Source organism: Achromobacter sp. 1014246743, assembly GCF_059760725.1.
Genome location: NZ_JCBANA010000012.1, coordinates 25,165 through 47,547, shown reverse-complemented (window position 1 = coordinate 47,547; position 22,383 = coordinate 25,165). Strand labels below are relative to the sequence as shown.

The window sequence follows — 22,383 nt, the reverse complement described above, 5'->3', positions numbered from 1 at the left end:
GCATTTGCCATCAACGTCCCTTGACCGGCACCGGGCAGGGCGTTATCTGGTCGGCGGGCAGCGGGCGTGTAGAGACCGCCCCGTCCGCGGTCACCAGCTCCCGCACCGTGACGGTGCCACCGATGAAGTGGGTTTCGTAGTCTTTGCCGGGCTGCAACGTGACGCTGACCCGCTCGTCGAAGGTCGGTTGGGTGATGATGACAGAAGGTCGGTAATCGACGCCTCCACCTGAACGGCCGATCAGGATGGGCACGTTGGCGGGCACGGCGTATTCCGCAAAATACTTGTCATGAATTTCGGGCAAGGGCATGCCGAGGGTTCTGGCTTTTTCGCTGCCGACCCATGACGGCCCTGCCTTGAGCACGATCGTCCGATAAGCGGGCCCGCCTTCGACGCGGCCTTGGCAGTTCTGGTTGAACGCCACCGTGACGTAAGGCCCCCAGTAGACGCGCAAACGCGCATCGGCTGCGGGGTCATAGGACTTGATCTGCTTGAAGGCGGCTGACGAGCAGCCGGCCAAGAATAGGACGGATGCCGCCAGGGCAATGCGACCCCACGGCTTGATTGCCGCAGGAGCCTGTCCGCTGACCCGATTGCTACGACGATGAGATTGCATGCTGCTTCCGATGGATTGAAACGTCGTGTTCATGGGCGATCAAACCGGCCATTCCCCCAACCGATACGCCGAGTCCCAGAACATCCATTCCAGTTGCGCCGCGTGCGTGTAGGCACGATGCATATCCTCGCGCGTCTGCGCCGAGGCCTTGTCGGCCGCCTGGTCTACCGATGCGATCACCTTGCGCACCAAGGTATGGAATTCTTCGCCTGCGTAGGTGTCGATCCACGCGCTGTACGGATTGGGACGCGTGGCGCGCGCGTGGATGTCGCGGCCGATTTCGGCGTAGATCCAGAAGCACGGCAAGAGCGCGGCCAGGGCCACGGGGTAGGGCGCGCTCCAGGCGGTGGCGATGAGAAAGCTGGTGTAGTGGTGGCTGGCGGGCGACAGCGGGGTGGATGCAAAGGTCTGGGCGTCGATGCCGAATTGCTTCATGAAGCCTTCGTGCAGGCTGCGTTCGACCACCACGGCGTTCTTGGCGGCGTCGGCAAATTGCACGACGCCGTCGGCATGGTCGGCCTTGGCGGCGGCCACGGCCAGGGCGCGGCCGAAGGCCAGCAGGTAATGGGCGTCCTGGATCATGTAGTGGCGAAATGCCTGCTCGCTGAGCTGGCCGCTGGCCAGTTCCTGGTTGAACGGCATGGAGCGCGTTTTGTCGTACAGCGCGGCATTGCGCGCCCAGGCTTCAGAGCTGAAAGTCATGGCATTCCTCAAGGCAAAAACGGGCGACGCGCCAGGGTGCGCGCCGCCGTGACGGGCTCAAGGGTACCAAGACCTGGGGCCGGGCGCTGGCTGGCCGGCGTGATGCCAGGGCCGGCAGGCTCATGGCCCAGCCGACCGCCTTATTGCATGTACCACCCGTGGCTGACCACGAACGATTGGCCGGTGAACGCGGCGCTGGGGAAGGTGGACAGGAACAGCGCGGTCTGCGCCACGTCTTCGACGGTGGTGAAGACGCCGTCGACGGTGTCGCCCAGCATCACTTTCTTGACCACGTCTTCTTCGCTGATGCCCAGTTCCTTGGCTTGCTCGGGAATCTGCTTTTCGACGAGGGGTGTGCGCACGAAGCCGGGGCAGATGACGTGCGAGCGCACGTTGTGGGCCGCGCCTTCCTTGGCCAGCACGCGCGCCAGGCCCAGCAGGGCGTGCTTGGCGGCGACGTAGGCGGATTTGAGCGGCGACGCTTCGTGCGAATGCACCGAGCCCATGTAGATCACCACGCCGCCGCGGTTGTCCTTGTACATGTGCTTGAGCGCGGCCTTGGTGGTCAGGAAGGCGCCGTCCACGTGGATGGCCTGCATCTTCTTCCAGTCCGAGAATGCGAAGTTCTCGATGGGGTTCACGATCTGGATGCCGGCGTTCGAGATCAGGATGTCGATGCTGCCGTAGGCCGCTGCCACACGGTCGATGCCCTGGTTGACGGCGTCTTCGTTGGTGACGTCCATGGCCACGCCCATGGCCTTGCCGCCGGCCTGTTCGATTTCGCGGGCCACGGCGTCGGCGCCAGCCTGGTTCAGGTCGGCGATGGCGATGGCGGCGCCGGCGCGCGACAGCGTCAGCGCGATTTCCTTGCCGATGCCGCTGGCAGCGCCAGTGACGACCGCGACTTTTCCGTTCAGATTGCTCATGCTGGGAACCTCCGGGTAAGGATGCCGCGGGCCGGGTAGCGCCCGCGGATGCGTGGGGCATGTCTTGATGGTAGCGCTTGCGGATGAGAGCGGCCTGAACGCCCGGGCAGGGTAACTTTTTATGTCATTTGCTTCCGCCGGGCGGGCTGCGGCGGGCGTCGCATGTCAGGGCGGGCCGTGCAGCGTCCCAGGCGCTGTTACCAAGCGGGCCCGCGGGCCGAAATCGGTCATTGCCGGTTGGCGCCGGCTGCGCGAGAATCCGCCGGATTCAGGCCCGGCGACAGACCCAGGGGCCTTCATTTCTTACAGAGCGAAGACAAGCGTGTCATCAGTCATGAGTGGTCAGGTGGGTGTCGGGGCAGCGGGATCGAGGGCAGGGCGCGTGGCGCGCCGGCTGGCAGCCGGGGCCTGCCTGGGGTTGGCAGCGCTGTCGGCGCAGGCGGCCTACATCGTGGTGGACACGGGCCATACCCCCAGGCAACCGGGCGCGACGGGCGCCAGCGGCCGGGTCGAATATCAGTACAACCTGGACCTGAGCGGCGCAGTGGCCACGGATTTGAAGCTGCTGGGCGACCGCGTGACAAGGGTGTCGGCCGATGGCGCCGAGATCGCGCTGGGCCGGCGGGCGCTGACGGCGCCGGATGCGGACTTCTTCATTTCGATCCATCACGATTCGATGCAGCAGAAGTACATCGATGCGGGCCGCCAGCGGGAATTCGCGGGCTTTGCCATCTTTGTGTCGCAGCTCAATCCCAAGTACGAAGACAGCCTACGCTGCGCTCGCGCCATCGGCGAGGCGTTGGTGGCGGCCGGCGAGAAGCCGTCGCTGTACCACGCCGAACCGATCGCGGGCGAAAATCGCCCGCTGCTGGACCGCCGCCTGGGCGTGCATCGCTACGATGGCCTGGCGGTCCTGAAGACCGCGGCCATGCCGGCCGTGCTGGTTGAAGCCGGTGTGATCGTGAACCCCGACGAAGAGGCTCGCCTGGCCATGCCTGAGACCATCCAGCGCCTGGCCCAGGCCATCGCGGACGGTACGCACGCCTGCCAGAAACGCTAGCGGCGGGCGGCGCGGGGTGGCATTGCCCGGCGGGATGGATAAAATCCGCTGCAATAGGCGTTCCGTGGATAAGGACTGATGATGCTGAAAAAGACACTGACGGCAGTAGGGTTGAGCGTGGCGATGTCCCTGGCGGCCCTGTCGCCGGCCACGGCGCAGACGCCGGCGGGCGCGCCGCGGCAAGAAGAACCTGAGCGCTACGGGCCGTTCTTCTTCCTGCCCAGCCAGCCCAATCTGCTGATCTACGTGGGCGCGGTGGGCGCCAACGACATGCTGAACCTGAAGAAGGCGCTGCGCGAGCATCCGACCATCTCCACCCTCATCCTGCAGAACAACGGCGGCGGCCTGGTCCATATCGGGCTGGTGGTGGCCGAAGAGGTCTACGAACGCGGGCTGAACACCTACATTCCCAAAGACAGCTATTGTGCGTCGGCCTGCGCGTTCGTGTTCTTCGCCGGGCGTCAGCGCCTGGCCGAGGGCCGTCTGGGCGTGCATCAGATCACCGCGCCCGAAATGACCGGCGAGCAGGCGCAGTTCGGCGTGTCGGACATCGTGGCGACGCTGCCGAAGTACGGCGTGTCGGCCGACGTGCTGGGCATCATGTTCAGCACGCCGTCCAAAGAGATGTACTTTTTCTCGCCGCAGGAAATCATCAAGTACGGCATCAACCGCACGGGCAACGTGCAGACGGCCAGCAGCGCGCCGCAGCAGGCGGCCCCGCGCAGCGCACCCGTGCCGGCGCCTGCGCAGCAACCGGCTGCCGCGCCGTCGCAGGCCCAGGTGCCCGACGACGAACCGCGCCTGCCGCCGCGCAAGCCGGCTCAGTCCGCCCCTGCCCCGGCCCAGTCGGCGCCCGCGCCGGTGACCAATCCCCAGATGCCCAAGGAAACCGCGCCCGCCGCGATTTCCGACGAGCAAAAGGCGATCAATGCCGCCGCCCTGATGATCCAGGCGGGTAGCGGCACCAATGAAGAAGCCATGAACTTCACGCGGGAGTTCTACGCCGATACGGTCGACTACTTCAAGAAGAAGCGCCCGAAGTCCGAGATCCTGGCCGACAAGCAGGCGTATTTCGCGCGCTGGCCGGTGCGCCGCTTCGTGGTGGACCAGAACTCGCTGAAGGCCAAGTGCCAGGACCAGATGTGCATGGTGGTCGGCCTGTATGACTACAAGGTATCCAGCCCGGAGCGCGGCAAGACCGCCACCGGGACGTCGAATTTCACTTACGTCCTTGACCTGCGCAACCGTTACCGCATCGTCATGGAAGACAGCGAAGTCATCAGCCGCTGACGCAGCGGCCGATGCCAAGGAGCATTGCAATGCGTTTGAAAATCCGCGCGACGCAGCTGTTGTGCGTCGTGGGCCTGGGGCTGATGTCCGCGCAGGCCATGGCCATCAATTGCCAGAAGGCCGGCACACCGGCCGAAAAATTGATCTGCTCTGACCGCAAGGCCGTGGCGGCGGATGCCGAGCTGAACCGGGCCTACGCGGCGCTGTTGAAGCAGGCGCCCGACGACGAGATCCGCACGGCGATCAAGGATGGCCAGCGGCAATGGGTGAACGCGCGTGACCGTGCGCTGGAACGGCTGGCCGACAACCCGGATTCGCTGCAGGATGATGACGCCACGCCGGGCAGCATCGCGGCCAAGCTGATCGCGGCTCGCACGGCAGACCTGAAGGCGCATCCGAAAAACAGCGCCACGCCCGCCATGATCGGTGCGGCGCTGCGCCAGCGGGAATTCCGCAAGCAGTTCACGGGCGGGCCGTTCTCGGGCTATGACGTGTCTTGCGACGTGTTGCCGCCGTATGAGGTCTACGGCTGCTTTGCAAGCCGCCATTACCAGAACAACGACCGTCTCTGCAGCGTGGACGACTACTGGGCCACGGGATCTGTTTACGTGCAGCGTTATGTGGCCAGGCTGGTGGACAACAAGCCGGTGCCGGTGGCCTCGTGCTCGTTCAATGGCAATGACGCCAACTGCCCGGGCAGCATCGCGGACGATGCGCACTGGAACACCGGCCCCGACGTACGCAAGATCGATTACCCCAAGTCGCCCCTGCCCAAGCTGGCCGTGGATATCGACGACAGCGACGACTACACGTGGCTGCAGGCCTGCCTGACGGACAAGACGTTCCCCCTGTCGAACCCGACATCCGCCGGCAAGTAGCGCGGCGTCAGGCCTTGGCGCGCCGCCTGGTTGTGGGCGGTATGGGGGCGCAGTACCGCCCGATCAGGCGGGCGTGTCCGCCACCAGCTTGCCGCTGGCGCGCAGCAGCAGGAAGCCCACCACGGCCGAGGCCACGGACCCGGTCAGCACGCCGATCTTGGTGGCATCGATGGCGGCCGGGTCGGTAAAGGCCAGCGCGCCGATGAACAGGCTCATCGTGAAGCCGATGCCGCACAGCAAGGCCACGCCGTACAGCTGCGTGAAGCTGGCATGGCGCGGCAGGCTGGCCATGCCGGACTTGATGGCCAGCCAGGCAAAGCCGAAGACGCCCAATTGCTTGCCCAGGAACAGGCCCAGCGCCACGCCCAGCGGCACGGGCTGCGCCAGGCTGGACAGGCCCATGCCGGCGAACGACACGCCGGCGTTGGCAAAACCGAACAGCGGCACGATCAGCAGGGCCACGGGCTTGTGCAGCGCGTGTTCCAGCGCATGCAGCGGCGAATGGGCCCCGGCGTGCCCCTGATTCTGCGGACGCAGCGGGATGCTCAGCGCCAGCGCCACGCCGGCCAGCGTGGCGTGCACGCCGGACTTCAGCACGAAAAACCACAGCACCGCGCCGATGAGCAGGTAGGGCGTCAGGCGCAGCACGCCGGCCCGGTTCAGGCAGAACAGGCAGGCCAGCAGGGCACCGGCCATGGCCAGCGCGAACAGGTTCAGCTCAGACGTGTAGAACAGCGCAATGATGACGATGGCGCCCAGGTCGTCCAGGATGGCCAGGGCGGTCAGGAAGATCTTGAGCGACGTGGGCACGCGGCTGCCCAGCAGCGCCAGGATGCCCAGCGCAAAGGCGATGTCGGTGGCGGCGGGAATGGCCCAGCCGCGCAGGGTGTCGGGGCTGCCCAGGTTGATCAGCACGTAGATCAGGGCGGGCATCGCCATGCCGCCCAGCGCCGCGATGCCGGGCAGCACGATGCGGGACACGCCGCGCAACTGGCCGTCGAGCACTTCGCGTTTGATTTCCAGGCCGACCAGCAGGAAGAACACGGCCATCAGGCCGTCGTTGATCCAGTGCAGCACGGATTCCTTGAGGTTGACGGGGCCGGCTTGGAAGCCCAGCTTGGTGCCCAGGACGTCGAAGTAGTGCGGCGCCAGCGGGCCGTTGGCGATGACCAGGGCGGCCGCGGCCGCCAGCATCAGCACATAGCCGCCAAGGGCTTCGGAGCGAAGAAACGCCTGCAGAAATGAAACGGGCCGGGACGACGATTGGGGGGCCTGCAGGGTCACTGGAGCATCCTTTATTGCCTTTGAAGCGATTCAATTCAAGAAGCTGAATTTTACCTTAAAGGTGGTGGCTGGCCGTCAAAAATCGGGAATTTCGGTGAACGTCATGCCAACTATCGGAAATTTCTACAGGGCTGCGAAATCGGCGACTCAATGCCACAACAGCGCGTTCATGGCTTCGACCAGCCGGTTGCGGTAGCGCGGCAGCAGCGCCTGCACGCGGGCCTGGCGTTCGGCCCATTCGGCGGGTTCGCTGCCCTGGATGATGCGAGGGGGCGCCCAGATCGGATCGGGAAAATGGCGGTCGCCGCGCCAGCGCGGAATGACGTGCCAGTGCAGGTGCGGCACCATGTTGCCCAGCGACGCCAGGTTGATCTTGTCGGGCGACAGGATTGACTGCTGCGCTTCTTCCACGACGTACACGGCCCGCATCAGCAGCTCGCGGCCGTGGGTGGACAGGCTGGTCATTTCGGGCAGGTGGGCGTTCCAGATGACGCGGGTGAAGCCGGGGTAATCCGGGTCGTCGACTTCGATCAGGCGCAGGTGCGGCCCCCGCCACAGCAGCGTGCCGCCGTCTTCCTGGCAGAGCGGACAGTTGGGGTCGCGCGCGCTCACGGCAGCACCTTGCGGTATTGGATGAAGCCGGAACGGTCGGCGATGCGGTCGTACAGCTGCATCGCGGTGGCGTTGGTTTCGTGGGTCAGCCAGTACACGCGGGCGCAGTTGGCGGCCGCGGCCTGGGCATAGACGTGTTCGATCAGTTTGCGGCCGGCGCCGGTGCCGCGGGTGTCCGGGTCGACGTACAGGTCTTGCAGGTAGCAGTAGTCGCCGGCGGTCCAGGTGGACCGGTGGAAGATCCAGTGCACCATGCCGACCGCCTTGCCGCTGTCGTAGGCCAGGGCGGCGTGCATGGGTTCGGCGGGGTCCAGGAAGCGCGCCCAGGTGTTGCGCGTGACGGCATCGGCGATGTCGACGCGGTAGAAGTCCTGGTAGCCCTTCCAGAGGGGCAGCCAGACGTCGAAGTCGGCGGGGACCACGGGGCGGATGTCGGCGGAACTCATGGGGGCGGGTCCTTTTGCGGATCAGAGTTGGCTTTCGAGGGTTTCGACGATGTGCCGCAGCACTTGAAGGCGAGCGTAGCGCTTGTCGTTGGCCGACACCAGATGCCAAGGGGCGTGCTGGACGTCGGTGCGGGCCAGCATTTCGTTGGTGGCTGCGGCGTATTCCTTCCACTTGTCGCGGTTGCGCCAGTCGTCGGGGGTGATCTTGAAATTCTTGAAGGGCGATTTCTCGCGGTCCTTGAAACGTTCAAGCTGCACGTCGGCGGTCACTGCCAGCCAGAACTTCAGCACCAGCGCGCCGCTGCCGGCCAACTGCGCTTCGAAGTCGTTGATCTCGGCGTAGGCGCGGCGCCATTGCGACGGCGGCGTGAGTTTTTCGACCCGCTCGACCAGCACCCGGCCGTACCACGAGCGGTCGAAGATGGCGATGCGGCCCCGGCGCGGCACGTGGCGCCAGAAGCGCCAAAGGTAGGGGCGCGCCATTTCATAGCTGTTGGGCGCGGCGATGGGGGTGATGTCGAACTGGCGGGCGTCCAGCGCGTGGGTGATGCGGCGGATGGCGCCGCCCTTGCCGGCGGCGTCCTGGCCTTCGAAGACCAGCACCAGCGAACGATCCAGGAATTTCTTCGAGCGGGCGGCGCGCGCCAGCCGGCCTTGCAGCAGGCCGAGCTCGGATTCGTAGTCGTCGCGGTCGACCTTGGCGTCGTAATCCAGCTGGCCCAGGCGGTCCAGGATGCGGGCCGGGCCGGTGTGCGCCACGAACGACGCGGGAATACGCGGCACCGCGTGCTGGCGCATGGCGGCCAGCACGGCCTCGGCCGTGCGCGCGGCGCGCATGTTCTCGTCGGCGCTGGGAATGACGACCCAGGGCGCGTGGCCGCTGTCGGTGTGGTTGATGACGACCTGGCCGCTATTGCGGATGCGGTCGTATTTCTTGTGGACTTTCAGGTCCACCGGGCTGACCTGCCACGATGTTTCGGGGCTGGCCAGGAGGCGCTGCGCGCGAGCCTGCTGGGCTTCGGACGACAGGTGGAACCACAGCTTGATGATCTGCACGCCTTCGGCGGCCAGCATGGCTTCGAAGCGGCGGATGGCCACCGATTGCGCTTCGATGCTGTCCTGGTTGGGCTTCTTGCGCGCGGCTTCGCGGATCAGCGGCGTGTACCACGAGCCGAATACGATGCCGGTGCTGCCCTTGGGCGGCAGGTCTTTCCAGTAGCGCCACATGGGCGGACGCTCAAGCTCCTCGCCTTCGGGCGCGCCGTAGGCCAGCGTCTTGATGTGACGCGGGTCCATCCATTCGTTGAGCAGGTTGACCGTGGCGCCCTTGCCGGCGCCGTCGATGCCGGCCACCACCACCAGCAGGGTCTTCTCGGCCTTCTGCAAGCGCTGGTATTGCGCATTCAACAGCGCCACGCGCAGCCGCGCCTCGAGTGGCTTGAAGTCTTCTTTCGACAGGGTGGGGTCGGCTTCGGCTTCGGCGAACATAGGGGATCCGTCAGGTCGGCAATCGTGCGATCGGGCGATCTTGCGGGATAACCCGGCAGCGCGCAAGTGCGCCGCCGACGCGCGCGGCCTACAGCGTGTCCAGGGGAATCTTGAGGTAGCGCACGCCGTTGTCTTCGGGCGGGGGCAGGTGGCCGGCGCGGATGTTGACCTGGATGGCGGGCAGGATCAGCGTGGGCATGGACAGGGTGGCGTCGCGCCGCGTGCGCATGGCCACGAAGTCGTCTTCGGCCACGCCATCGTGCACGTGGATGTTGGCGCGGCGCTGCTCGGCCACGGTGGTCTGCCAGGCGGCCTCGCGCCCGGCGGGCGGGTAGTCGTGGCACATGTACAGGCGGGTGTCGCTGGGCAGGCCCAGAAGACGCTGGATGGACTGGTACAGCTGATGGGCGTTGCCCCCGGGAAAGTCGCAGCGCGCGGTGCCTACGTCGGGCATGAACAGCGTGTCGCCCACGAACACCGCGTCGCCGATGCGGTAGGCCATGTCGGCCGGCGTGTGGCCGGGCACGTGCAGGGCGGTGGCCGTCAGCGCGCCGATGCGGAAGGTTTCGCCATCCGTGAACAGATGGCCGAACTGCGATCCATCCAGCGGGAACTGCGGTTCCAGGTTGAAGATCTGCTTGAACACGCCCTGCACCGTGCGGATGCTCTGGCCGATGGCGATGACGCCGCCCAGCTGGCGCTGCAGGTAGGGCGCGGCCGACAGGTGATCGGCGTGGGCGTGGGTCTCCAGCAGCCATTCGGTTTTCAGGCCGTGCTCGCGCACGTAGGCCACGACCCGGTCGGCGCTGGCGGTGCTGCTGCGGCCGGACTTGGGGTCGTAGTCCAGCACCGAATCGATGACGGCGCAGGCGCCGCCCGGCGCGGCCTCATGGACCACGTAGGTGACGGTGGCCGTGGTGGGGTCGAAGAAGGCTTGGATCTGGGGATTCATGGGCAAGGCGCCTTGGCCGCGCGGCGGCCGTCAACATCCATCAATATATATTTTTCAATAATATTGTTGGATAGTTTATACGTCAATATAATGATCAAATCCTGTTTCGCCGATTGATCGCCATCAAATGAATGCCCCCCTGACCGAATGCGAAGTCGCCGTGCTGCGCGAATCCGCCTCCCAGGCCTGCGCGCTGCTCAAGGCGCTGGCCAACGAAGACCGGCTGCTGCTCCTGTGCCAACTGGTGCAGGGGGAGCGCAACGTGGGCGAGCTGGAATCCCTGACCGGCATCCGCCAGCCGACCCTGTCGCAGCAATTGGGCGTGCTGCGTGACGAAGGCCTGGTGGCCACGCGCCGTGATGGCAAGTACGTCTATTACCAGATGGCCAGCTTCGAAGTCAGCCAGGTCATGAAAACCCTTTCCAACCTGTACTGCGGGCGCGCGATGGCGTCGCTGAAATGATGGTCGACTGGGCCGCTTTCACTCCCTGGACGGCTGCATTGGGCGGTCTGTTGATCGGCGCTGCCGCCGTGGGGTTGATGCTGGGAGCCGGCCGCATTGCCGGCATCAGCGGCATCCTGGGCGGCGTGCTTCCTCCCGGGCGGGATAGCGCCTGGCGCCTGGCGTTCCTGCTGGGGCTGGGCGTGTCGCCGTGGCTCTATCGCCTGGCTGCGAACCTGCCTGCCATCAGCGTCGAGGCCGGCACCGGCCGTTTGATCGTCGCGGGCCTGCTCGTGGGCCTGGGCACCCGATACGCGTCGGGCTGCACCAGCGGCCACGGCGTGTGCGGTCTGTCGCGAGGTTCGCCCCGCTCGTTCGTGGCCACCGCGCTCTTCATGGGCGCCGGGTTCGTCACGGTATATGTGGTGCGCCACGTGATCGGAGCCTGACATGCCTGCACTGTTCGCCTTCGCTGCCGGCCTGGTCTTCGGGCTGGGCCTGGTCATCTCCGGCATGGCCAACCCGGCCAAGGTGCTGGGCTTTCTCGACCTGGGCGGGCTGTGGGACCCCTCGCTGGCGTTCGTCATGGGCGGCGCCGTGGCGGTGGCCGCACCGGGCCTGGCCTGGCTGCGCCGCCGCCGTGCCAGCCTGTCCGGCGAACCGCTGCATTGGCCCACCGCGACGCGCATCGACCTGCGGCTGGCGGCGGGCAGCCTGGCGTTCGGCGCGGGGTGGGGGATGGCGGGCTTTTGTCCCGGGCCCGCGCTGGTGGCGGCCGCCGCGGGCGTGCACGAAGCCCTGGTTTTCGTTGCCGCCATGGTCGTCGGCATGGGGCTGTTTTCGGCCATTGAGTATTTCAAGCGCCGGCCCTGAGGGGGCGGCGCCGACTACAGGGAGACAAGCATGCAGACAGCCGCAAAGGCGCAGCGCGATTTCGATGTGGTGGTGGTGGGCGGCGGGTCGGCGGGCATCGGCGTCACCGCCAGCCTGCTGCGCCGCCGGCCCGATCTGCGCATTGCCGTCATCGAGCCCAGCGACAAGCACTACTACCAGCCCGCCTGGACGCTGGTGGGGGGCGGCGCGTTCGACATCGCCAAGACCGTGCGTCCGACACGCGCAGTGATGCCGGGCCGGGCCACCTGGCTGCAGGCGGCCGCCGCCGGCTTCGAACCCGAGGCCAACCAGGTCCGGCTGGCCGACGGCAGCGCCGTCAGCTACCAGCAACTGATCGTCTGCCCGGGCTTGCGGCTGGCGTGGGACAAGGTCGACGGCCTGACGGACACGCTGGGCAAGCACAACGTCACCTCCAACTACCGCTTCGACCTGGCGCCCTACACCTGGGAATTGGTGCGCGGCCTGAAGGGCGGCACGGCGCTGTTCACGCAGCCGGCCATGCCCATCAAATGCGCCGGCGCGCCGCAAAAGGCCATGTACCTGGCGTGCGACCACTGGCGCCGCTCCGGCGTGCTGGACCGCATCCAGGTGGAATTCGACCTGGCCGGCGCCGTGCTGTTCGGCGTGCCCACCTTCGTGCCGCCGCTGATGCGCTACGTCGACAGCTACGGCATTTCGCTGGCGTTCAATTCGGCGCTGGTCGCCGTCGACGGCCCGGCTCGCAAGGCCTGGTTCGACGTCAAGGACGCCGAGGGTGCCGTGACCCGGGTCGAGAAAACGTTCGACATGCTGCACGCGGTGCCGCCCCAGGTGCCGCACGATTTCCTGCGCCAGAGCCCGCTGGCGGACGCCGCCGGCTGGTGCGAGCTCGACCCGGCCACGTTGCGCCACGTGCGCTTCGGCAACGTCTTCGGCCTGGGCGACGCCATCAGCACCACCAACGCCAAGACGGCCGCGGCGGCGCGCAAGCAGATCGTCACGGTGGCCGAGAACCTGCTGGCGGTGCGGGAGGGCCATGCGCTGCCGGTTGCTTACGACGGCTATGGCTCCTGCCCGCTGACGGTCGAGCGCGGTCGCATCGTGCTGGCCGAATTCGGCTACGGCGGCAAGCTGCTGCCTACGTTCCCGCTGGATCCGACCGTGCCGCGCAAGAGCGCCTGGTTCCTGAAGGCCACGATGCTGCCCTGGATCTACTGGAACGGCATGCTCAAGGGTCGTGAGTGGCTGGCCCGCCCGTTGGGTAACTGAGCGGGGCAGCATGAGTTATTCAGTGACGCTCATCAGCCTGGGGCTGGGCGGTGGCGTGGGCCTGATCCTGGGCCTGACGGGGGCGGGCGGGGCCATCATGGCGGTGCCGCTGCTGGTGTTCGGGCTGCACCTGAACGTGTCGCAGGCCGCACCGATCGCGCTGCTTGCCGTGGGCTTGTCGGCCGCGCTGGGGGCGGCGCTGGGGTTGCGCGCCGGCAAGGTGCGCTACCGCGCCGCCGGCTTCATCGCGGCGACCGGCATCGTCGTGTCGCCGCTGGGCCTGTGGGCCGCCCGGCGGCTGCCCAATGCGCCGCTGGCCATCATCTTTGCCGGCGTGCTGGGCATGGTGGCCTGGCGCATGTGGCGCCAGGGTTCCGGATCGGCCGCCACCACGGCAGCGCCGCCGCGCACGCCGCCCTGCCTGCTCAATTCGGACACCGGCCGCCTGCGCTGGACCGCGCCCTGTGCCCGCGCGTTGGCCGGCACGGGCGTCATCGCCGGATTCCTGTCGGGGTTGCTGGGCGTGGGCGGGGGCTTTGTCATCGTGCCCGCGCTGCGCCGCGCGACCGACCTGCCGATGCAGGCCATCGTCGGCACGTCATTGGCCGTGATCGCGCTCGTGTCGGCCAGCGGCGTGGTAGCCGCGGCCGCGGGCGGCCATCTGGACTGGGCCATCGCGTTGCCGTTCACGCTGGCTGCGGTGGCGGGCATGCTGGCCGGCCGTGCGGTGGCGGATCGTTTCGCGCCGCGGCGATTGCAGCAAAGCTTCGCGCTGTTCGCGGCGCTGGTGGCCGCGGCAATGCTGGTCAAGGCATTGATGGCGCTGGCCCGCTAGGCGTGCCAGCGCGCCAGGCGCCGGCAAGCCTGCCTTACTCGTAGGTGCGGATGTCGTCGATGACCTTGCCGTCGTTCGGCAGGGCGCCGGCTTCTGCCCATTCCACGTCGCCGCGCAGCTTGGTGACGTCGCGCATGGATTCCGCGATGCGGGCGCTCAGCTCTTCACCACGCACCCGCGATTCCACTTTCAGCACCATGCGGTCCGAGCCGGTGGTGCCGCTGATGACCAGCCTGGCCCGCAGGATCTCGGGATGGCGCCGCACCACGTCGGCCACCTGCGACGGATGCACGAACATGCCGCGCACCTTGGTGGTCTGGTCCGCGCGGCCCATCCAGCCCTTGATGCGCGTGTTGGTGCGGCCGCAGGGCGAGATGCCGGGCATCACAGCCGACAGGTCGCCGGTGCCGAACCGCACCAGCGGATAGTCGGGGTTGAGCGTGGTGACCACCACTTCGCCGACCTCGCCGTCGGGCACCGGTTCGCCGGTGCCGGGGCGCACGATCTCGACGATGATGTCTTCGCCCAGCACCAGGCCCTGGCGGGCGGGCGTTTCGAACGCGATCATGCCCAGATCGGCGCTGCCGTAGGCCTGGTAGCCTTCGATGCCGCGTGCGGCCAGCCAATCGCGCAGCGATGGCGGAAAGGCCTCGCCCGACACCAGCGCGCGGCGCAGCGAATCAAGCTTCACGCCCAGTTCGTCGGCCTTTTCCAGGATGATCTTCAGGAAGCTGGGTGTGCCGGTGTAGCCGCTGGGTGCGAGGTCCTGGATGGCGCGCACCTGCTGTTCGGTCTGGCCGGTGCCGCCGGGAAACACGGTGCAGCCCACGGCATGCGCCGCGGTCTCCATCATGGAGCCAGCCGGCGTGAAGTGATAGGAAAAGCAGTTGTACGCCAGTTCACCCGCACGGAAGCCGGCCGCGTACAGGGCGCGGGCAAAGCGCCAGTAGTCGGCGCGGGCGCTTTCCGGCTCATAGATCGGGCCGGGCGAGGCGAACACGCGCATCGCTTCGCCCCAGCCGATGGCCGAGAAGCCGCCAAAGGTCTTTTCGGGGCCGGCGGGGCGCGCGGCGTCGTCGCGGCTGTGCTGCTGGCGTTCCAGCAGCTCGTGCTTGCGCAGCACGGGCAGGCGCGCGAGCGCGGCGCGAGACGTGACCGTGGCGGGATCGATGCCGCGCAGCTGCTCGGCAATGGCCGGTGCGCGGGCAATGGCCCGCGCGATGGCGCCGGGCAAGGCTGCCATCAGCTCGCGCTCGCGTTGCTCGGGCGCTCGGGTTTCCAGAACATCGAAAAACTCGGACATGGGATCGCACCCTCTCGTGTGCCGTACTGCGGTGTCGTTGCCGGCGGCAGGCCGGACCGCGCCGGCATGCCGCTCCAGGGATCAGGCCAGCCAGCGTTTGCGGCGGCGGTAGAACTTGTTGTCGCGGAAACTCTTGCGTTCGCCGCTGGAAATACCCAGGTAGAACTCTTTGACGTCCTCGTTCTGGGCCAGGTCCTGCGCCGCGCCGTCCATCATCACGCGCCCGTTTTCCAGGATGTAGCCGTAGTCGGCATAGCGCAGCGCGATGTTGGTGTTCTGTTCGGCCAGCAGGAAGCTGACGCCTTCGCGCTGGTTCAGGTCGCGCACGATCTCGAAGATCTCTTCGACGATCTGCGGCGCCAGGCCCATCGATGGCTCGTCCAGCAGGATCATGTTGGGGTTGGCCATCAGCGCGCGGCCGATGGCGGTCATCTGTTGCTCGCCGCCCGACGTATAGCCGGCCTGGCTGGCGCGGCGTTGTTTCAGGCGGGGGAAATACTGGTACACGCGGTCCAGCGCGGCGTTCGTGTCGCCCCGGCTGATGTTGCGGGTGTAGGCGCCGGTCAGCAGGTTCTCTTCGATGGTCAGGTGGGCAAAGCAGTGCCGGCCCTCCATCACCTGCACGACGCCGCGCTTGACCAGTTCGGCCGGCGACAGCTTTTCGATGCGCTGGTCGCGGTACTGGATATGGCCCTTGGTGACGTCGCCGCGTTCGCCCTTGAGCAGGTTCGAGATCGCGCGCAGCGTGGTGGTCTTGCCGGCGCCGTTGGCGCCCAGCAGGGCCACGATCTTGCCTTCCGGCACCTGCAGGGAAACGCCCTTGAGCACCAGGATGACGTGGTTGTAGATCACCTCGATGCCGTTCACATCGAGCAGCACCTTGGGGGCGCCGGCGGTAGTAGCGGTTGTGGTTGCTGCGGTCATGGCGTTTCCTGCGGCTTGGTGGCGGCCGACGCGGATGCGCCGGCCGCCGGTTCACATCAGTTCTCGCAAGTGCGGGGCGTGATGTTCTTTTCCTTGGCATACTTCGCCGCGGCTTCCTTGACCATCGGGTCCAGCAGGGTCTTGTCGGCCTGGTACCAGTCCGAGGCGACCTTGAACTTCGCGCCGTCCCACTGCACGATGCGGGCCCAGTCGTCACCCTTGTGGTTGCTGCAAGAGGTCTTGACCGGACGCATGATCTGGCCAAAGCCCAGCTGGTTCAGGCGGTCCTGGGTGATGTTCAGGTTCTCGAAGCCCCAGCGCACCTGCTCGGGCGTCAGCGCCTTGCCCTTGCCGTACTTCTCCTGCGCGGTGCGGATCGCTTCGACCTGCAGCATCGAAATCATCATGCCGCGGGTATGGGCGATGGTGCCCAGCGTGGTCTTGCCCGATTTGTCCGAACCCTGGCCCTTGTCGTAGACGTACTTCTTCAAGTCGTCGTAGACCTTGTCGTGCTCGGCGCCGCTGTTGTGCACGGTGATGGCGTTGTAGCCCTTGGCGACGTCGCCCAGGTCTTTCACGTCACCTTCCGAGCCGGCCCACCAGATGGCGTACATCTTGTCGCGCGGATAGCCGCTGGCCTGGGCTTCGCGGATGGCGGTCGGGGTCATGATGCCCGCGCTCCACAGCAGCACATAGGCCGGACGGGCCTGGCGGATCTGCAGCCAGGTGGACTTCTGTTCCACGCCCGGCGCGGTCACCGGATACAGCAGCAGCTCGAAGCCTTCCTTGGCGGCGCGCTTCTGCAGCAGCGGGATCGGTTCCTTGCCGTAGGGCGAGTCGTGGTAGACCAGGGCGATCTTCTTGCCCTTGAGCTTGTCCATGCCGCCTTCTTTCTTGGCGATGTCCTGGATCATCACGTCGGCCGCGGTCCAGTACGTGCCCAGGAGCGGGAAGTTCCACTCGAACACGCTGCCGTCCACCGATTGCGACAGGCCGTAGCCCATCGTTTCGACGGGCACCTTGTCGACCATGGCCTTGTCGCTGACCGCGAAGGTGATGCCGGTGGACTGGGTGTCAAAGCCCGATGCGCCGGTGCCCTTGCCCTTCAGGCGTTCATAGCATTCCACGCCACGGTCGGTGGCGTAGGCGGTTTCGCATTCCTCGTAGGTGATCTTGACGCCGTTGACGCCGCCGTCGCGCTCGTTGACCAGCTTCAGGTAATCCAGCTTGCCGTCGGCCCAGGGAATGCCCAGGGGGGCGAAGGACCCGGTGCGGTACACCAGCAACGGAACGAACTGCTCTTCCGCCGCCATCGCCGGCGTGGCCACCGCGGTCACGGCGCCGGCTGCGGCCACTAAGGCTGCCGCCAACTTCAGGTTAAGACGCTTCATCTCCATTTACCTCCTGCGTGGTGTTTGGGTCAATAAACCCTCGGACACCGGGGTTGGCCCGGTCTGGAGCCGGGTATTCAGGATGCGGGCCGCGGCGCTTTTGCCGCCACGGCCCGCAGAAATCAGTGCGAAATCAGTGTGGGAAGGGCCAGATGCGCAGCTTCTCTTTGCCGATGCTCCACAAGCGGGCCAGCCCATGCGGCTCGGCGATCAGGAAGAACACGATCAGCGCGCCGAAGACCATGTGTTCGATGTGCGCGGCGGTGTCCACCGATAGCGTCAGGCCCAGCATGTGCGGCACGTTGGTCAGCGCCACCGGCACCAGCACGATGAAGGCCGCGCCGAAGAAGCTGCCGATGATCGAGCCCAGGCCGCCGATGATGACCATGAAGAGCAACTGGAAGGAACGGGTCAGGTCGAACGCCAGGGGTTCCCACGAGCCCAGGTGGATGTAGCCCCACAGCGCGCCGGCCACGCCCACGATGAACGAGCTGACCGCAAACGCGGTGAGCTTGGCGTACATGGGGCGGATGCCGATGACGGAGGCCGCCACGTCCATGTCGCGGATGGCCATCCACTGGCGGCCGATGGCGCCGCGCACCAGGTTCTTGGCGAGCAGGCTGAAGATCACCACCAGGATCAGCACGAACAGGTACTTTTCCAGGGCGCTCTGCACCGGCAGGCCGAAGGCGGTCAGGGGCGGCACCGACACGTTGCCCGACGACGAATAGTTGGTGAAGAACGGAATCCGCAGGAACGCCCAGTCAACGAAGAACTGCGCCGCCAGCGTGGCCACCGCCAGGTACAGGCCGCGGATACGCAGGCTGGGAATGCCGAAGATGACGCCCACCAGCGTGGCAAAGCAGCCGCCCAGCAGGATCTGGATGATCAGCGGCATGCCCGGAAAGCGCACGCCGAAGTTCCAGGCCGCATAGGCCCCCACCGCCATGAAGGCGCCGGTGCCCAGCGAGATCTGCCCGCAATAGCCCACCAGGATGTTCAGCCCCACCGCGGCCAGCGACAGGATCAGGAACGGAATCAGGATGGCGCGCAGCAGGTAATCGCTGGACAGCGCCGGGATGGCGATGAACGCCACCGCCAGCAACAGCCAGATGAAGATGCGGTCCTGGCGGATCGGGAAGATCTGCTGGTCAGCGCGATAGCTGGTCTTGAATTGGCCGTTTTCGCGATAGAACATGTTTTTATCCTAGAAGGCCGGGTTCAGACGCGGTCGATGATCTTCTCGCCGAACAGCCCTTGCGGACGGAACAGCAGGAACACCAGCGCCAGCACATAGGCGAACCAGATTTCGATGCCGCCACCCACCAGCGACCCCAGATACACCTCGGACAGCTTTTCGCCCACGCCGATGATCAGGCCGCCCAGGATGGCGCCCGGCACGGACGTCAGGCCGCCCAGGATCACCACCGGCAGCGCCCGCAGCGCCGCGGTCGACAGCGTGAACTGCACCCCGAACTTCGACCCCCAGATGATGCCGGCCACCAGCGCGACCAGGCCGGCCACGCACCAGACGATGACCCAGATGCGGTTCAGCGGAATGCCGATGGACTGCGCGGCCTGGTGGTCGTCCGCCACGGCGCGCAGCGCGCGGCCGGTGGAGGTGAACTGGAAGAACAGCGCCAGCACCGCGACCAGCAGCGCCGCGATGACCGCGGCGGTCAGGTCTTCCAGGTTGATCAGCAACCCGCCTTCGAACACCGAGTCCAGGATCATCCACGGGTCTTTCGGCATGCCCACGTTGATGGAATACACCGAGCTGCCGAACGAGATCTGGCCCAGGCCGTCCAGGAAGTAACTGATGCCCAGCGTGGCCATCAGCAGTGTGGTGGCTTCCTGGTTGACCAGATGGCGCAGCACGAAGCGTTCGATCGCCACTGCCAAGAGGAACATCAGGATCGCGCTGACGATGAACGCCAGCACGTTGGCCAGGATCATGTTGTCAAAGCCGAACCAGCGCGGTATCCATTCCGAAAAACGCGCCATGGACAGGGCGGCCACCAGCACCATGGCGCCCTGCGCGAAGTTGAAGACGCCTGATGCCTTGAAGATCAGCACGAAGCCCAGGCCGATCAGGGCATACATCATGCCGCTCATCAGGCCGCCGAATAAGGTCTCTAGAAAAAATCCCATGTCTCGTCCGCCTTAGTGCGACACGCCGAGGTAGGCGCGGATGACGTCTTCGTTGGCGCGGACTTCGTCCGGCTTGCCGTCGCCGATCTTCTTGCCGTAGTCCAGCACCACCACGCGGTCGGAAATATCCATCACCACGCCCATGTCGTGCTCGATCAGGACGATCGTCGTGCCGAACTCGTCGTTCACATCCAGGATGAAGCGGCTCATGTCCTGCTTCTCTTCGATGTTCATGCCGGCCATCGGCTCGTCCAGCAGCAACAGGCGTGGTTCCATCGCCAGCGCGCGGCCCAGGTCCACGCGCTTTTGCAGGCCATAGGGCAGGCGGCCGACCGGCGTCTTGCGAAACGCCTGGATCTCCAGGAAGTCGATGATGTTCTCGACGAACTGGCGGTGTTCGATTTCTTCGCGTTCGGCCGCGCCCAGGCGGAATGCCTGCGACAGCAGGCCGCATTTCATGCGCAGGTTGCGGCCCGTCATGATGTTGTCCAGCACGCTCATGCCCTTGAACAGCGCCAGGTTCTGGAACGTGCGGGCGATGCCCATTTCAGCGGCGCGGCGCGGATTCATGCGCGAAAAGCGCTCGCCGCGAAATTCGATGCCGCCTTGCTGCGGGGTGTAGACGCCGTTGATGACGTTCAGCATCGAGCTCTTGCCCGCGCCGTTGGGCCCGATGATGGCGCGGATTTCGTGTTCGCGCACATTGAAGGAAATGTCCGTCAGCGCCTTGACGCCGCCGAAAGACAGCGAGATGTTCTGCATGTCCAGCATCACGTCGCCGATGCGCTGGTCGCGGTCGTTGTTGCTCATGGTATTTACGCGGCTCGGGCGGTGATGGCGGGGAACGTCTTGACCGGATGGATGCGCAGGTCGGCGGAAATCTTGCCGGTGCGACCGTCCTCGAACTTCACTTCGGTCTCGATGTACTGCGACGACTTGCCGCCGAACAGCGCATCGATCAGCACGCCGTACTTCTGCGCGATGAAGGCGCGCCGCACCTTGCGGGTGCGCGTCAGTTCGTCGTCGTCGGGATCCAGTTCCTTGTGCAGGATCAGGAAGCGGCTGATCTGCGAGGCCGACAGCTTGGGGTCGGTGGCCAGATCGGCGTTGACCTGCTCGACGCACTCGGCGATCAGCTGGTAGACCTCGTCCTTGGCCGCCAGGTCGGTGTAGCCGGCGTAGGCCAGGCCGCGGCGTTCGGCCCAGTTGCCCACGGCCTCCAGGTCGATATTGATGAAGGCGCACACATCTTCGCGGTCGGCGCCGAAGGCCACCGCTTCCTTGATGTGCTGGAAGAACTTGAGCTTGTTCTCCAGGTACTTGGGCGCGAACAGGCTGCCGTTGGCCAGCTTGCCCACGTCCTTGGCGCGATCGATGATCTTGAGCTGGCCGTCGGTATCCAGGTAGCCCGCGTCGCCCGTGTGGAACCAGCCGTCGGCGCTGCGCGCCTCTTCGGTGGCGGCCGGGTTGCGGTAGTACTCCTTGAACAGGCCCGGGCTCTTGACCAGGATCTCGCCGTTGTCGGCCACGCGGATCTCCACGCCGGCCACGGGCGGGCCGACGGTGTCGTCGCGCACCTGGCCGTCGGGCTGCACGCACACGAACACCGACGTTTCGGTCGAGCCGTAGAGCTGCTTCAGGTTGATGCCGATGGACCGGTAGAACACGAACAGGTCCGGACCGATGGCTTCGCCCGCCGTATAGGCCACGCGCACCCGGCTCATGCCCAGCGCATTGCGCAGCGGGCCGTAGATCAGCACATTGCCCAGCGCGTAGCGCAGGCGGTCCCAGGCGTTGACGGATTCGCCGTCCAGAATGCGCGTACCCACGCGGCGGGCCAGCTTCATGCAGGCCTGGAACAGCTTGCGCTTGATGTAGCCCGCGTCTTCCATGCGGATCATCACGTGCGTCAGCAAGCCTTCCAGCACGCGCGGCGGCGCAAAATAATAGGTAGGCCCGATGTCGCGCATATCGATCGACACGGTATCGGGCGATTCAGGATGGTTCACGGTAAAGCCCGTGACCAGCAGCTGCGTGTACGAAAACATGTTCTGCCCGATCCACGCCGGGGGCAGGTAGGCCAGCACGTCTTCCTGGTCCGTCAGCTTTTCCATGTCGGACACGGCGCGAGCGCGGTCGATCAGCGCATGGTGCGTCAGCACTACGCCCTTGGGCTTGCCGGTGGTGCCCGACGTATAGAACATGGCCGCCGCGTCATGCGGTTGCACGGCGGCGACGGCGCGTGCGAAGAAATCGGGATGCTGCGACGCATAGTCGCGGCCCATTGATTCGAGCTTCTCGTACGACAGCAGCATCGCGTCCGTGTAATGCCGCAGGCCGCGCGGATCGTCATACACCACATGCTTGAGCGCGGGGCATTGCTCGCGCACCTCCAGCATCTTGTCGACCTGTTCCTGGTCTTCGACCACCGCCACGCTGATCTCGGCATCCTGCAGCACGTAGACCATTTCCTGCGCCACGGCGTCTTGATAGAGCGGCACGGGAATCGCGCCCAGCGATTGCGCGGCCATCATGGCCATGTACAGGCGAGGGCGGTTTTCACCGATGACGGCCACGTGCATGCCGGGCTTGATGCCCAGCGACGCGAAGCCGTGGGCCACCTGGCGCACGTGCTCCGCCACGTCGGACCAGGTAAGGGTTTGCCAGATCCCCAGGTCTTTCTCTCGTATCGCGGGCCGCGACCCGCGCACGTTGGCATGCGCGAACAGCAGCGCTGGAAAGGTGTCCAGCGCGGCCGGCACCTGTGCAGATGCGGGCGATGAATGTGCCACGTTGTCTCCTCCGGTTTGGGCGCGTCGGGCCGGCAGCCGCGAGTTGCGGCGCGGGCGATATCGCGCTTGACCAGTTGGTTTTAGATTTACGGCAGGAGTTAAGGTATAAGGTTGGGTTGCTACCAACTGTCACCATCGCGACATTCAAG

Annotated in this window: 23 protein-coding genes; 8 read left to right on the top strand and 15 right to left on the bottom strand. The window is 66.2% G+C overall.

Features of this window, described 5'->3' with window-relative positions; translation table 11 throughout:
* Nucleotides 1-10: 10 nt before the first annotated feature.
* The 3 genes from AC6LJ2_RS07460 to AC6LJ2_RS07450 all read right to left on the bottom strand — a co-directional run bounded on the left by AC6LJ2_RS07460 (nucleotide 11) and on the right by AC6LJ2_RS07450 (nucleotide 2,244).
* Nucleotides 11-649 (bottom strand): hypothetical protein, encoded by a 639-nt coding sequence (locus tag AC6LJ2_RS07460; RefSeq protein ID WP_498151098.1) that lies wholly within the window; start codon nucleotides 647-649, stop codon nucleotides 11-13.
* A gap of 6 nt (nucleotides 650-655) precedes the next feature.
* Nucleotides 656-1,318, bottom strand: a complete 663-nt coding sequence (gene tenA, locus AC6LJ2_RS07455) for a thiaminase II (RefSeq protein WP_498151097.1) — start codon at nucleotides 1,316-1,318, stop codon at nucleotides 656-658.
* A gap of 140 nt (nucleotides 1,319-1,458) precedes the next feature.
* A complete protein-coding gene (locus AC6LJ2_RS07450) occupies nucleotides 1,459-2,244 on the bottom strand; it encodes a 3-hydroxybutyrate dehydrogenase (RefSeq protein WP_025136604.1) in 786 nt (261 codons plus the stop codon).
* A gap of 418 nt (nucleotides 2,245-2,662) precedes the next feature.
* On the opposite strand from AC6LJ2_RS07450, the gene AC6LJ2_RS07445 reads away from it, so the two are divergent.
* From AC6LJ2_RS07445 to AC6LJ2_RS07435, 3 genes are all read left to right on the top strand, one after another.
* Complete coding sequence (locus AC6LJ2_RS07445) at nucleotides 2,663-3,304, top strand: N-acetylmuramoyl-L-alanine amidase family protein (protein WP_498151121.1); 642 nt, start codon at nucleotides 2,663-2,665, stop codon at nucleotides 3,302-3,304.
* A 78-nt stretch (nucleotides 3,305-3,382) separates the two neighbouring features.
* Nucleotides 3,383-4,594 carry a COG3904 family protein gene (locus AC6LJ2_RS07440; RefSeq protein ID WP_498151096.1) on the top strand — a complete coding sequence of 404 codons (1,212 nt, stop codon included), beginning with the start codon at nucleotides 3,383-3,385 and terminating at the stop codon, nucleotides 4,592-4,594.
* A gap of 29 nt (nucleotides 4,595-4,623) precedes the next feature.
* Nucleotides 4,624-5,472, top strand: coding sequence for a lysozyme inhibitor LprI family protein (locus AC6LJ2_RS07435; protein WP_263912934.1), 849 nt, complete (start codon nucleotides 4,624-4,626; stop codon nucleotides 5,470-5,472).
* Between the two features lie 63 nt (nucleotides 5,473-5,535).
* Here the strand turns inward: AC6LJ2_RS07435 and nhaA are convergent, their stop codons facing one another.
* The 5 genes from nhaA to AC6LJ2_RS07410 all read right to left on the bottom strand — a co-directional run bounded on the left by nhaA (nucleotide 5,536) and on the right by AC6LJ2_RS07410 (nucleotide 10,254).
* Nucleotides 5,536-6,756 carry a Na+/H+ antiporter NhaA gene (gene nhaA / locus AC6LJ2_RS07430; RefSeq protein ID WP_498151095.1) on the bottom strand — a complete coding sequence of 407 codons (1,221 nt, stop codon included), beginning with the start codon at nucleotides 6,754-6,756 and terminating at the stop codon, nucleotides 5,536-5,538.
* A gap of 147 nt (nucleotides 6,757-6,903) precedes the next feature.
* Complete coding sequence (locus AC6LJ2_RS07425) at nucleotides 6,904-7,368, bottom strand: HIT family protein (RefSeq protein WP_498151094.1); 465 nt, start codon at nucleotides 7,366-7,368, stop codon at nucleotides 6,904-6,906.
* A complete protein-coding gene (locus AC6LJ2_RS07420) occupies nucleotides 7,365-7,814 on the bottom strand; it encodes a GNAT family N-acetyltransferase (protein WP_263912931.1) in 450 nt (149 codons plus the stop codon). Before AC6LJ2_RS07420 ends, AC6LJ2_RS07425 begins: the two co-directional genes overlap by 4 nt.
* Nucleotides 7,815-7,835: 21 nt before the next feature.
* Nucleotides 7,836-9,302 (bottom strand): polyphosphate:AMP phosphotransferase, encoded by a 1,467-nt coding sequence (pap, locus tag AC6LJ2_RS07415; protein ID WP_263912930.1) that lies wholly within the window; start codon nucleotides 9,300-9,302, stop codon nucleotides 7,836-7,838.
* Between the two features lie 88 nt (nucleotides 9,303-9,390).
* Nucleotides 9,391-10,254, bottom strand: a complete 864-nt coding sequence (locus AC6LJ2_RS07410) for an MBL fold metallo-hydrolase (RefSeq protein WP_498151093.1) — start codon at nucleotides 10,252-10,254, stop codon at nucleotides 9,391-9,393.
* Nucleotides 10,255-10,381: 127 nt separating this feature from the next.
* Between AC6LJ2_RS07410 and AC6LJ2_RS07405 the strand changes: the two genes are divergently transcribed.
* The 5 genes from AC6LJ2_RS07405 to AC6LJ2_RS07385 are packed head-to-tail and all read left to right on the top strand — an operon-like array spanning nucleotide 10,382 to nucleotide 13,673.
* Nucleotides 10,382-10,717, top strand: a complete 336-nt coding sequence (locus AC6LJ2_RS07405) for an ArsR/SmtB family transcription factor (RefSeq protein ID WP_263912928.1) — start codon at nucleotides 10,382-10,384, stop codon at nucleotides 10,715-10,717.
* The gene (locus tag AC6LJ2_RS07400; RefSeq protein ID WP_445657788.1) at nucleotides 10,714-11,145 is read left to right on the top strand and encodes a YeeE/YedE family protein; all 432 of its coding nucleotides are present in this window, start codon (nucleotides 10,714-10,716) and stop codon (nucleotides 11,143-11,145) included. The genes AC6LJ2_RS07405 and AC6LJ2_RS07400 overlap by 4 nt, the downstream gene beginning before the upstream one ends.
* Nucleotide 11,146: 1 nt before the next feature.
* Nucleotides 11,147-11,569, top strand: a complete 423-nt coding sequence (locus AC6LJ2_RS07395; RefSeq protein ID WP_263912926.1) for a YeeE/YedE family protein — start codon at nucleotides 11,147-11,149, stop codon at nucleotides 11,567-11,569.
* A 30-nt stretch (nucleotides 11,570-11,599) separates the two neighbouring features.
* On the top strand, nucleotides 11,600-12,838 hold the full coding sequence (locus tag AC6LJ2_RS07390) for an NAD(P)/FAD-dependent oxidoreductase (protein WP_498151092.1): 1,239 nt from the start codon (nucleotides 11,600-11,602) through the stop codon (nucleotides 12,836-12,838).
* A 10-nt stretch (nucleotides 12,839-12,848) separates the two neighbouring features.
* On the top strand, nucleotides 12,849-13,673 hold the full coding sequence (locus AC6LJ2_RS07385; RefSeq protein ID WP_498151091.1) for a sulfite exporter TauE/SafE family protein: 825 nt from the start codon (nucleotides 12,849-12,851) through the stop codon (nucleotides 13,671-13,673).
* 34 nt (nucleotides 13,674-13,707) lie between these two features.
* On the opposite strand, the gene AC6LJ2_RS07380 is transcribed toward AC6LJ2_RS07385, so the two are convergent.
* The 7 genes from AC6LJ2_RS07380 to AC6LJ2_RS07350 all read right to left on the bottom strand — a co-directional run bounded on the left by AC6LJ2_RS07380 (nucleotide 13,708) and on the right by AC6LJ2_RS07350 (nucleotide 22,234).
* On the bottom strand, nucleotides 13,708-14,976 hold the full coding sequence (locus tag AC6LJ2_RS07380; RefSeq protein WP_498151090.1) for a phenylacetate--CoA ligase family protein: 1,269 nt from the start codon (nucleotides 14,974-14,976) through the stop codon (nucleotides 13,708-13,710).
* An 81-nt stretch (nucleotides 14,977-15,057) separates the two neighbouring features.
* The gene (locus AC6LJ2_RS07375) at nucleotides 15,058-15,900 is read right to left on the bottom strand and encodes an ABC transporter ATP-binding protein (protein WP_263912923.1); all 843 of its coding nucleotides are present in this window, start codon (nucleotides 15,898-15,900) and stop codon (nucleotides 15,058-15,060) included.
* Nucleotides 15,901-15,956: 56 nt separating this feature from the next.
* Entirely contained in the window at nucleotides 15,957-17,297 is a 1,341-nt protein-coding gene (locus AC6LJ2_RS07370; RefSeq protein WP_263912922.1) for an ABC transporter substrate-binding protein, read from the bottom strand.
* A 127-nt stretch (nucleotides 17,298-17,424) separates the two neighbouring features.
* Nucleotides 17,425-18,489, bottom strand: coding sequence for a branched-chain amino acid ABC transporter permease (locus tag AC6LJ2_RS07365; protein WP_199165343.1), 1,065 nt, complete (start codon nucleotides 18,487-18,489; stop codon nucleotides 17,425-17,427).
* A 23-nt stretch (nucleotides 18,490-18,512) separates the two neighbouring features.
* Nucleotides 18,513-19,442: a branched-chain amino acid ABC transporter permease gene (locus AC6LJ2_RS07360; RefSeq protein ID WP_263912921.1), complete on the bottom strand. Its 930-nt coding sequence runs from the start codon at nucleotides 19,440-19,442 to the stop codon at nucleotides 18,513-18,515.
* 12 nt (nucleotides 19,443-19,454) lie between these two features.
* Nucleotides 19,455-20,252: an ABC transporter ATP-binding protein gene (locus tag AC6LJ2_RS07355; RefSeq protein WP_025136584.1), complete on the bottom strand. Its 798-nt coding sequence runs from the start codon at nucleotides 20,250-20,252 to the stop codon at nucleotides 19,455-19,457.
* A gap of 5 nt (nucleotides 20,253-20,257) precedes the next feature.
* On the bottom strand, nucleotides 20,258-22,234 hold the full coding sequence (locus AC6LJ2_RS07350) for an AMP-dependent synthetase/ligase (RefSeq protein WP_498151089.1): 1,977 nt from the start codon (nucleotides 22,232-22,234) through the stop codon (nucleotides 20,258-20,260).
* Nucleotides 22,235-22,383 lie beyond the last annotated feature (149 nt).

Coding starts and splice junctions, on each gene's coding strand:
- AC6LJ2_RS07460 (WP_498151098.1), bottom strand. CDS start 649: ATGAACACGACGTTTCAATCCATCGGAAGCAGCATGCAATCTCATCGT.
- tenA (WP_498151097.1), bottom strand. CDS start 1,318: ATGACTTTCAGCTCTGAAGCCTGGGCGCGCAATGCCGCGCTGTACGAC.
- AC6LJ2_RS07450 (WP_025136604.1), bottom strand. CDS start 2,244: ATGAGCAATCTGAACGGAAAAGTCGCGGTCGTCACTGGCGCTGCCAGC.
- AC6LJ2_RS07440 (WP_498151096.1), top strand. CDS start 3,383: ATGATGCTGAAAAAGACACTGACGGCAGTAGGGTTGAGCGTGGCGATG.
- AC6LJ2_RS07435 (WP_263912934.1), top strand. CDS start 4,624: ATGCGTTTGAAAATCCGCGCGACGCAGCTGTTGTGCGTCGTGGGCCTG.
- AC6LJ2_RS07420 (WP_263912931.1), bottom strand. CDS start 7,814: ATGAGTTCCGCCGACATCCGCCCCGTGGTCCCCGCCGACTTCGACGTC.
- pap (WP_263912930.1), bottom strand. CDS start 9,302: ATGTTCGCCGAAGCCGAAGCCGACCCCACCCTGTCGAAAGAAGACTTC.
- AC6LJ2_RS07410 (WP_498151093.1), bottom strand. CDS start 10,254: ATGAATCCCCAGATCCAAGCCTTCTTCGACCCCACCACGGCCACCGTC.
- AC6LJ2_RS07405 (WP_263912928.1), top strand. CDS start 10,382: ATGAATGCCCCCCTGACCGAATGCGAAGTCGCCGTGCTGCGCGAATCC.
- AC6LJ2_RS07400 (WP_445657788.1), top strand. CDS start 10,714: ATGATGGTCGACTGGGCCGCTTTCACTCCCTGGACGGCTGCATTGGGC.
- AC6LJ2_RS07395 (WP_263912926.1), top strand. CDS start 11,147: ATGCCTGCACTGTTCGCCTTCGCTGCCGGCCTGGTCTTCGGGCTGGGC.
- AC6LJ2_RS07390 (WP_498151092.1), top strand. CDS start 11,600: ATGCAGACAGCCGCAAAGGCGCAGCGCGATTTCGATGTGGTGGTGGTG.
- AC6LJ2_RS07385 (WP_498151091.1), top strand. CDS start 12,849: ATGAGTTATTCAGTGACGCTCATCAGCCTGGGGCTGGGCGGTGGCGTG.
- AC6LJ2_RS07380 (WP_498151090.1), bottom strand. CDS start 14,976: ATGTCCGAGTTTTTCGATGTTCTGGAAACCCGAGCGCCCGAGCAACGC.
- AC6LJ2_RS07375 (WP_263912923.1), bottom strand. CDS start 15,900: ATGACCGCAGCAACCACAACCGCTACTACCGCCGGCGCCCCCAAGGTG.
- AC6LJ2_RS07370 (WP_263912922.1), bottom strand. CDS start 17,297: ATGGAGATGAAGCGTCTTAACCTGAAGTTGGCGGCAGCCTTAGTGGCC.
- AC6LJ2_RS07365 (WP_199165343.1), bottom strand. CDS start 18,489: ATGTTCTATCGCGAAAACGGCCAATTCAAGACCAGCTATCGCGCTGAC.
- AC6LJ2_RS07360 (WP_263912921.1), bottom strand. CDS start 19,442: ATGGGATTTTTTCTAGAGACCTTATTCGGCGGCCTGATGAGCGGCATG.
- AC6LJ2_RS07355 (WP_025136584.1), bottom strand. CDS start 20,252: ATGAGCAACAACGACCGCGACCAGCGCATCGGCGACGTGATGCTGGAC.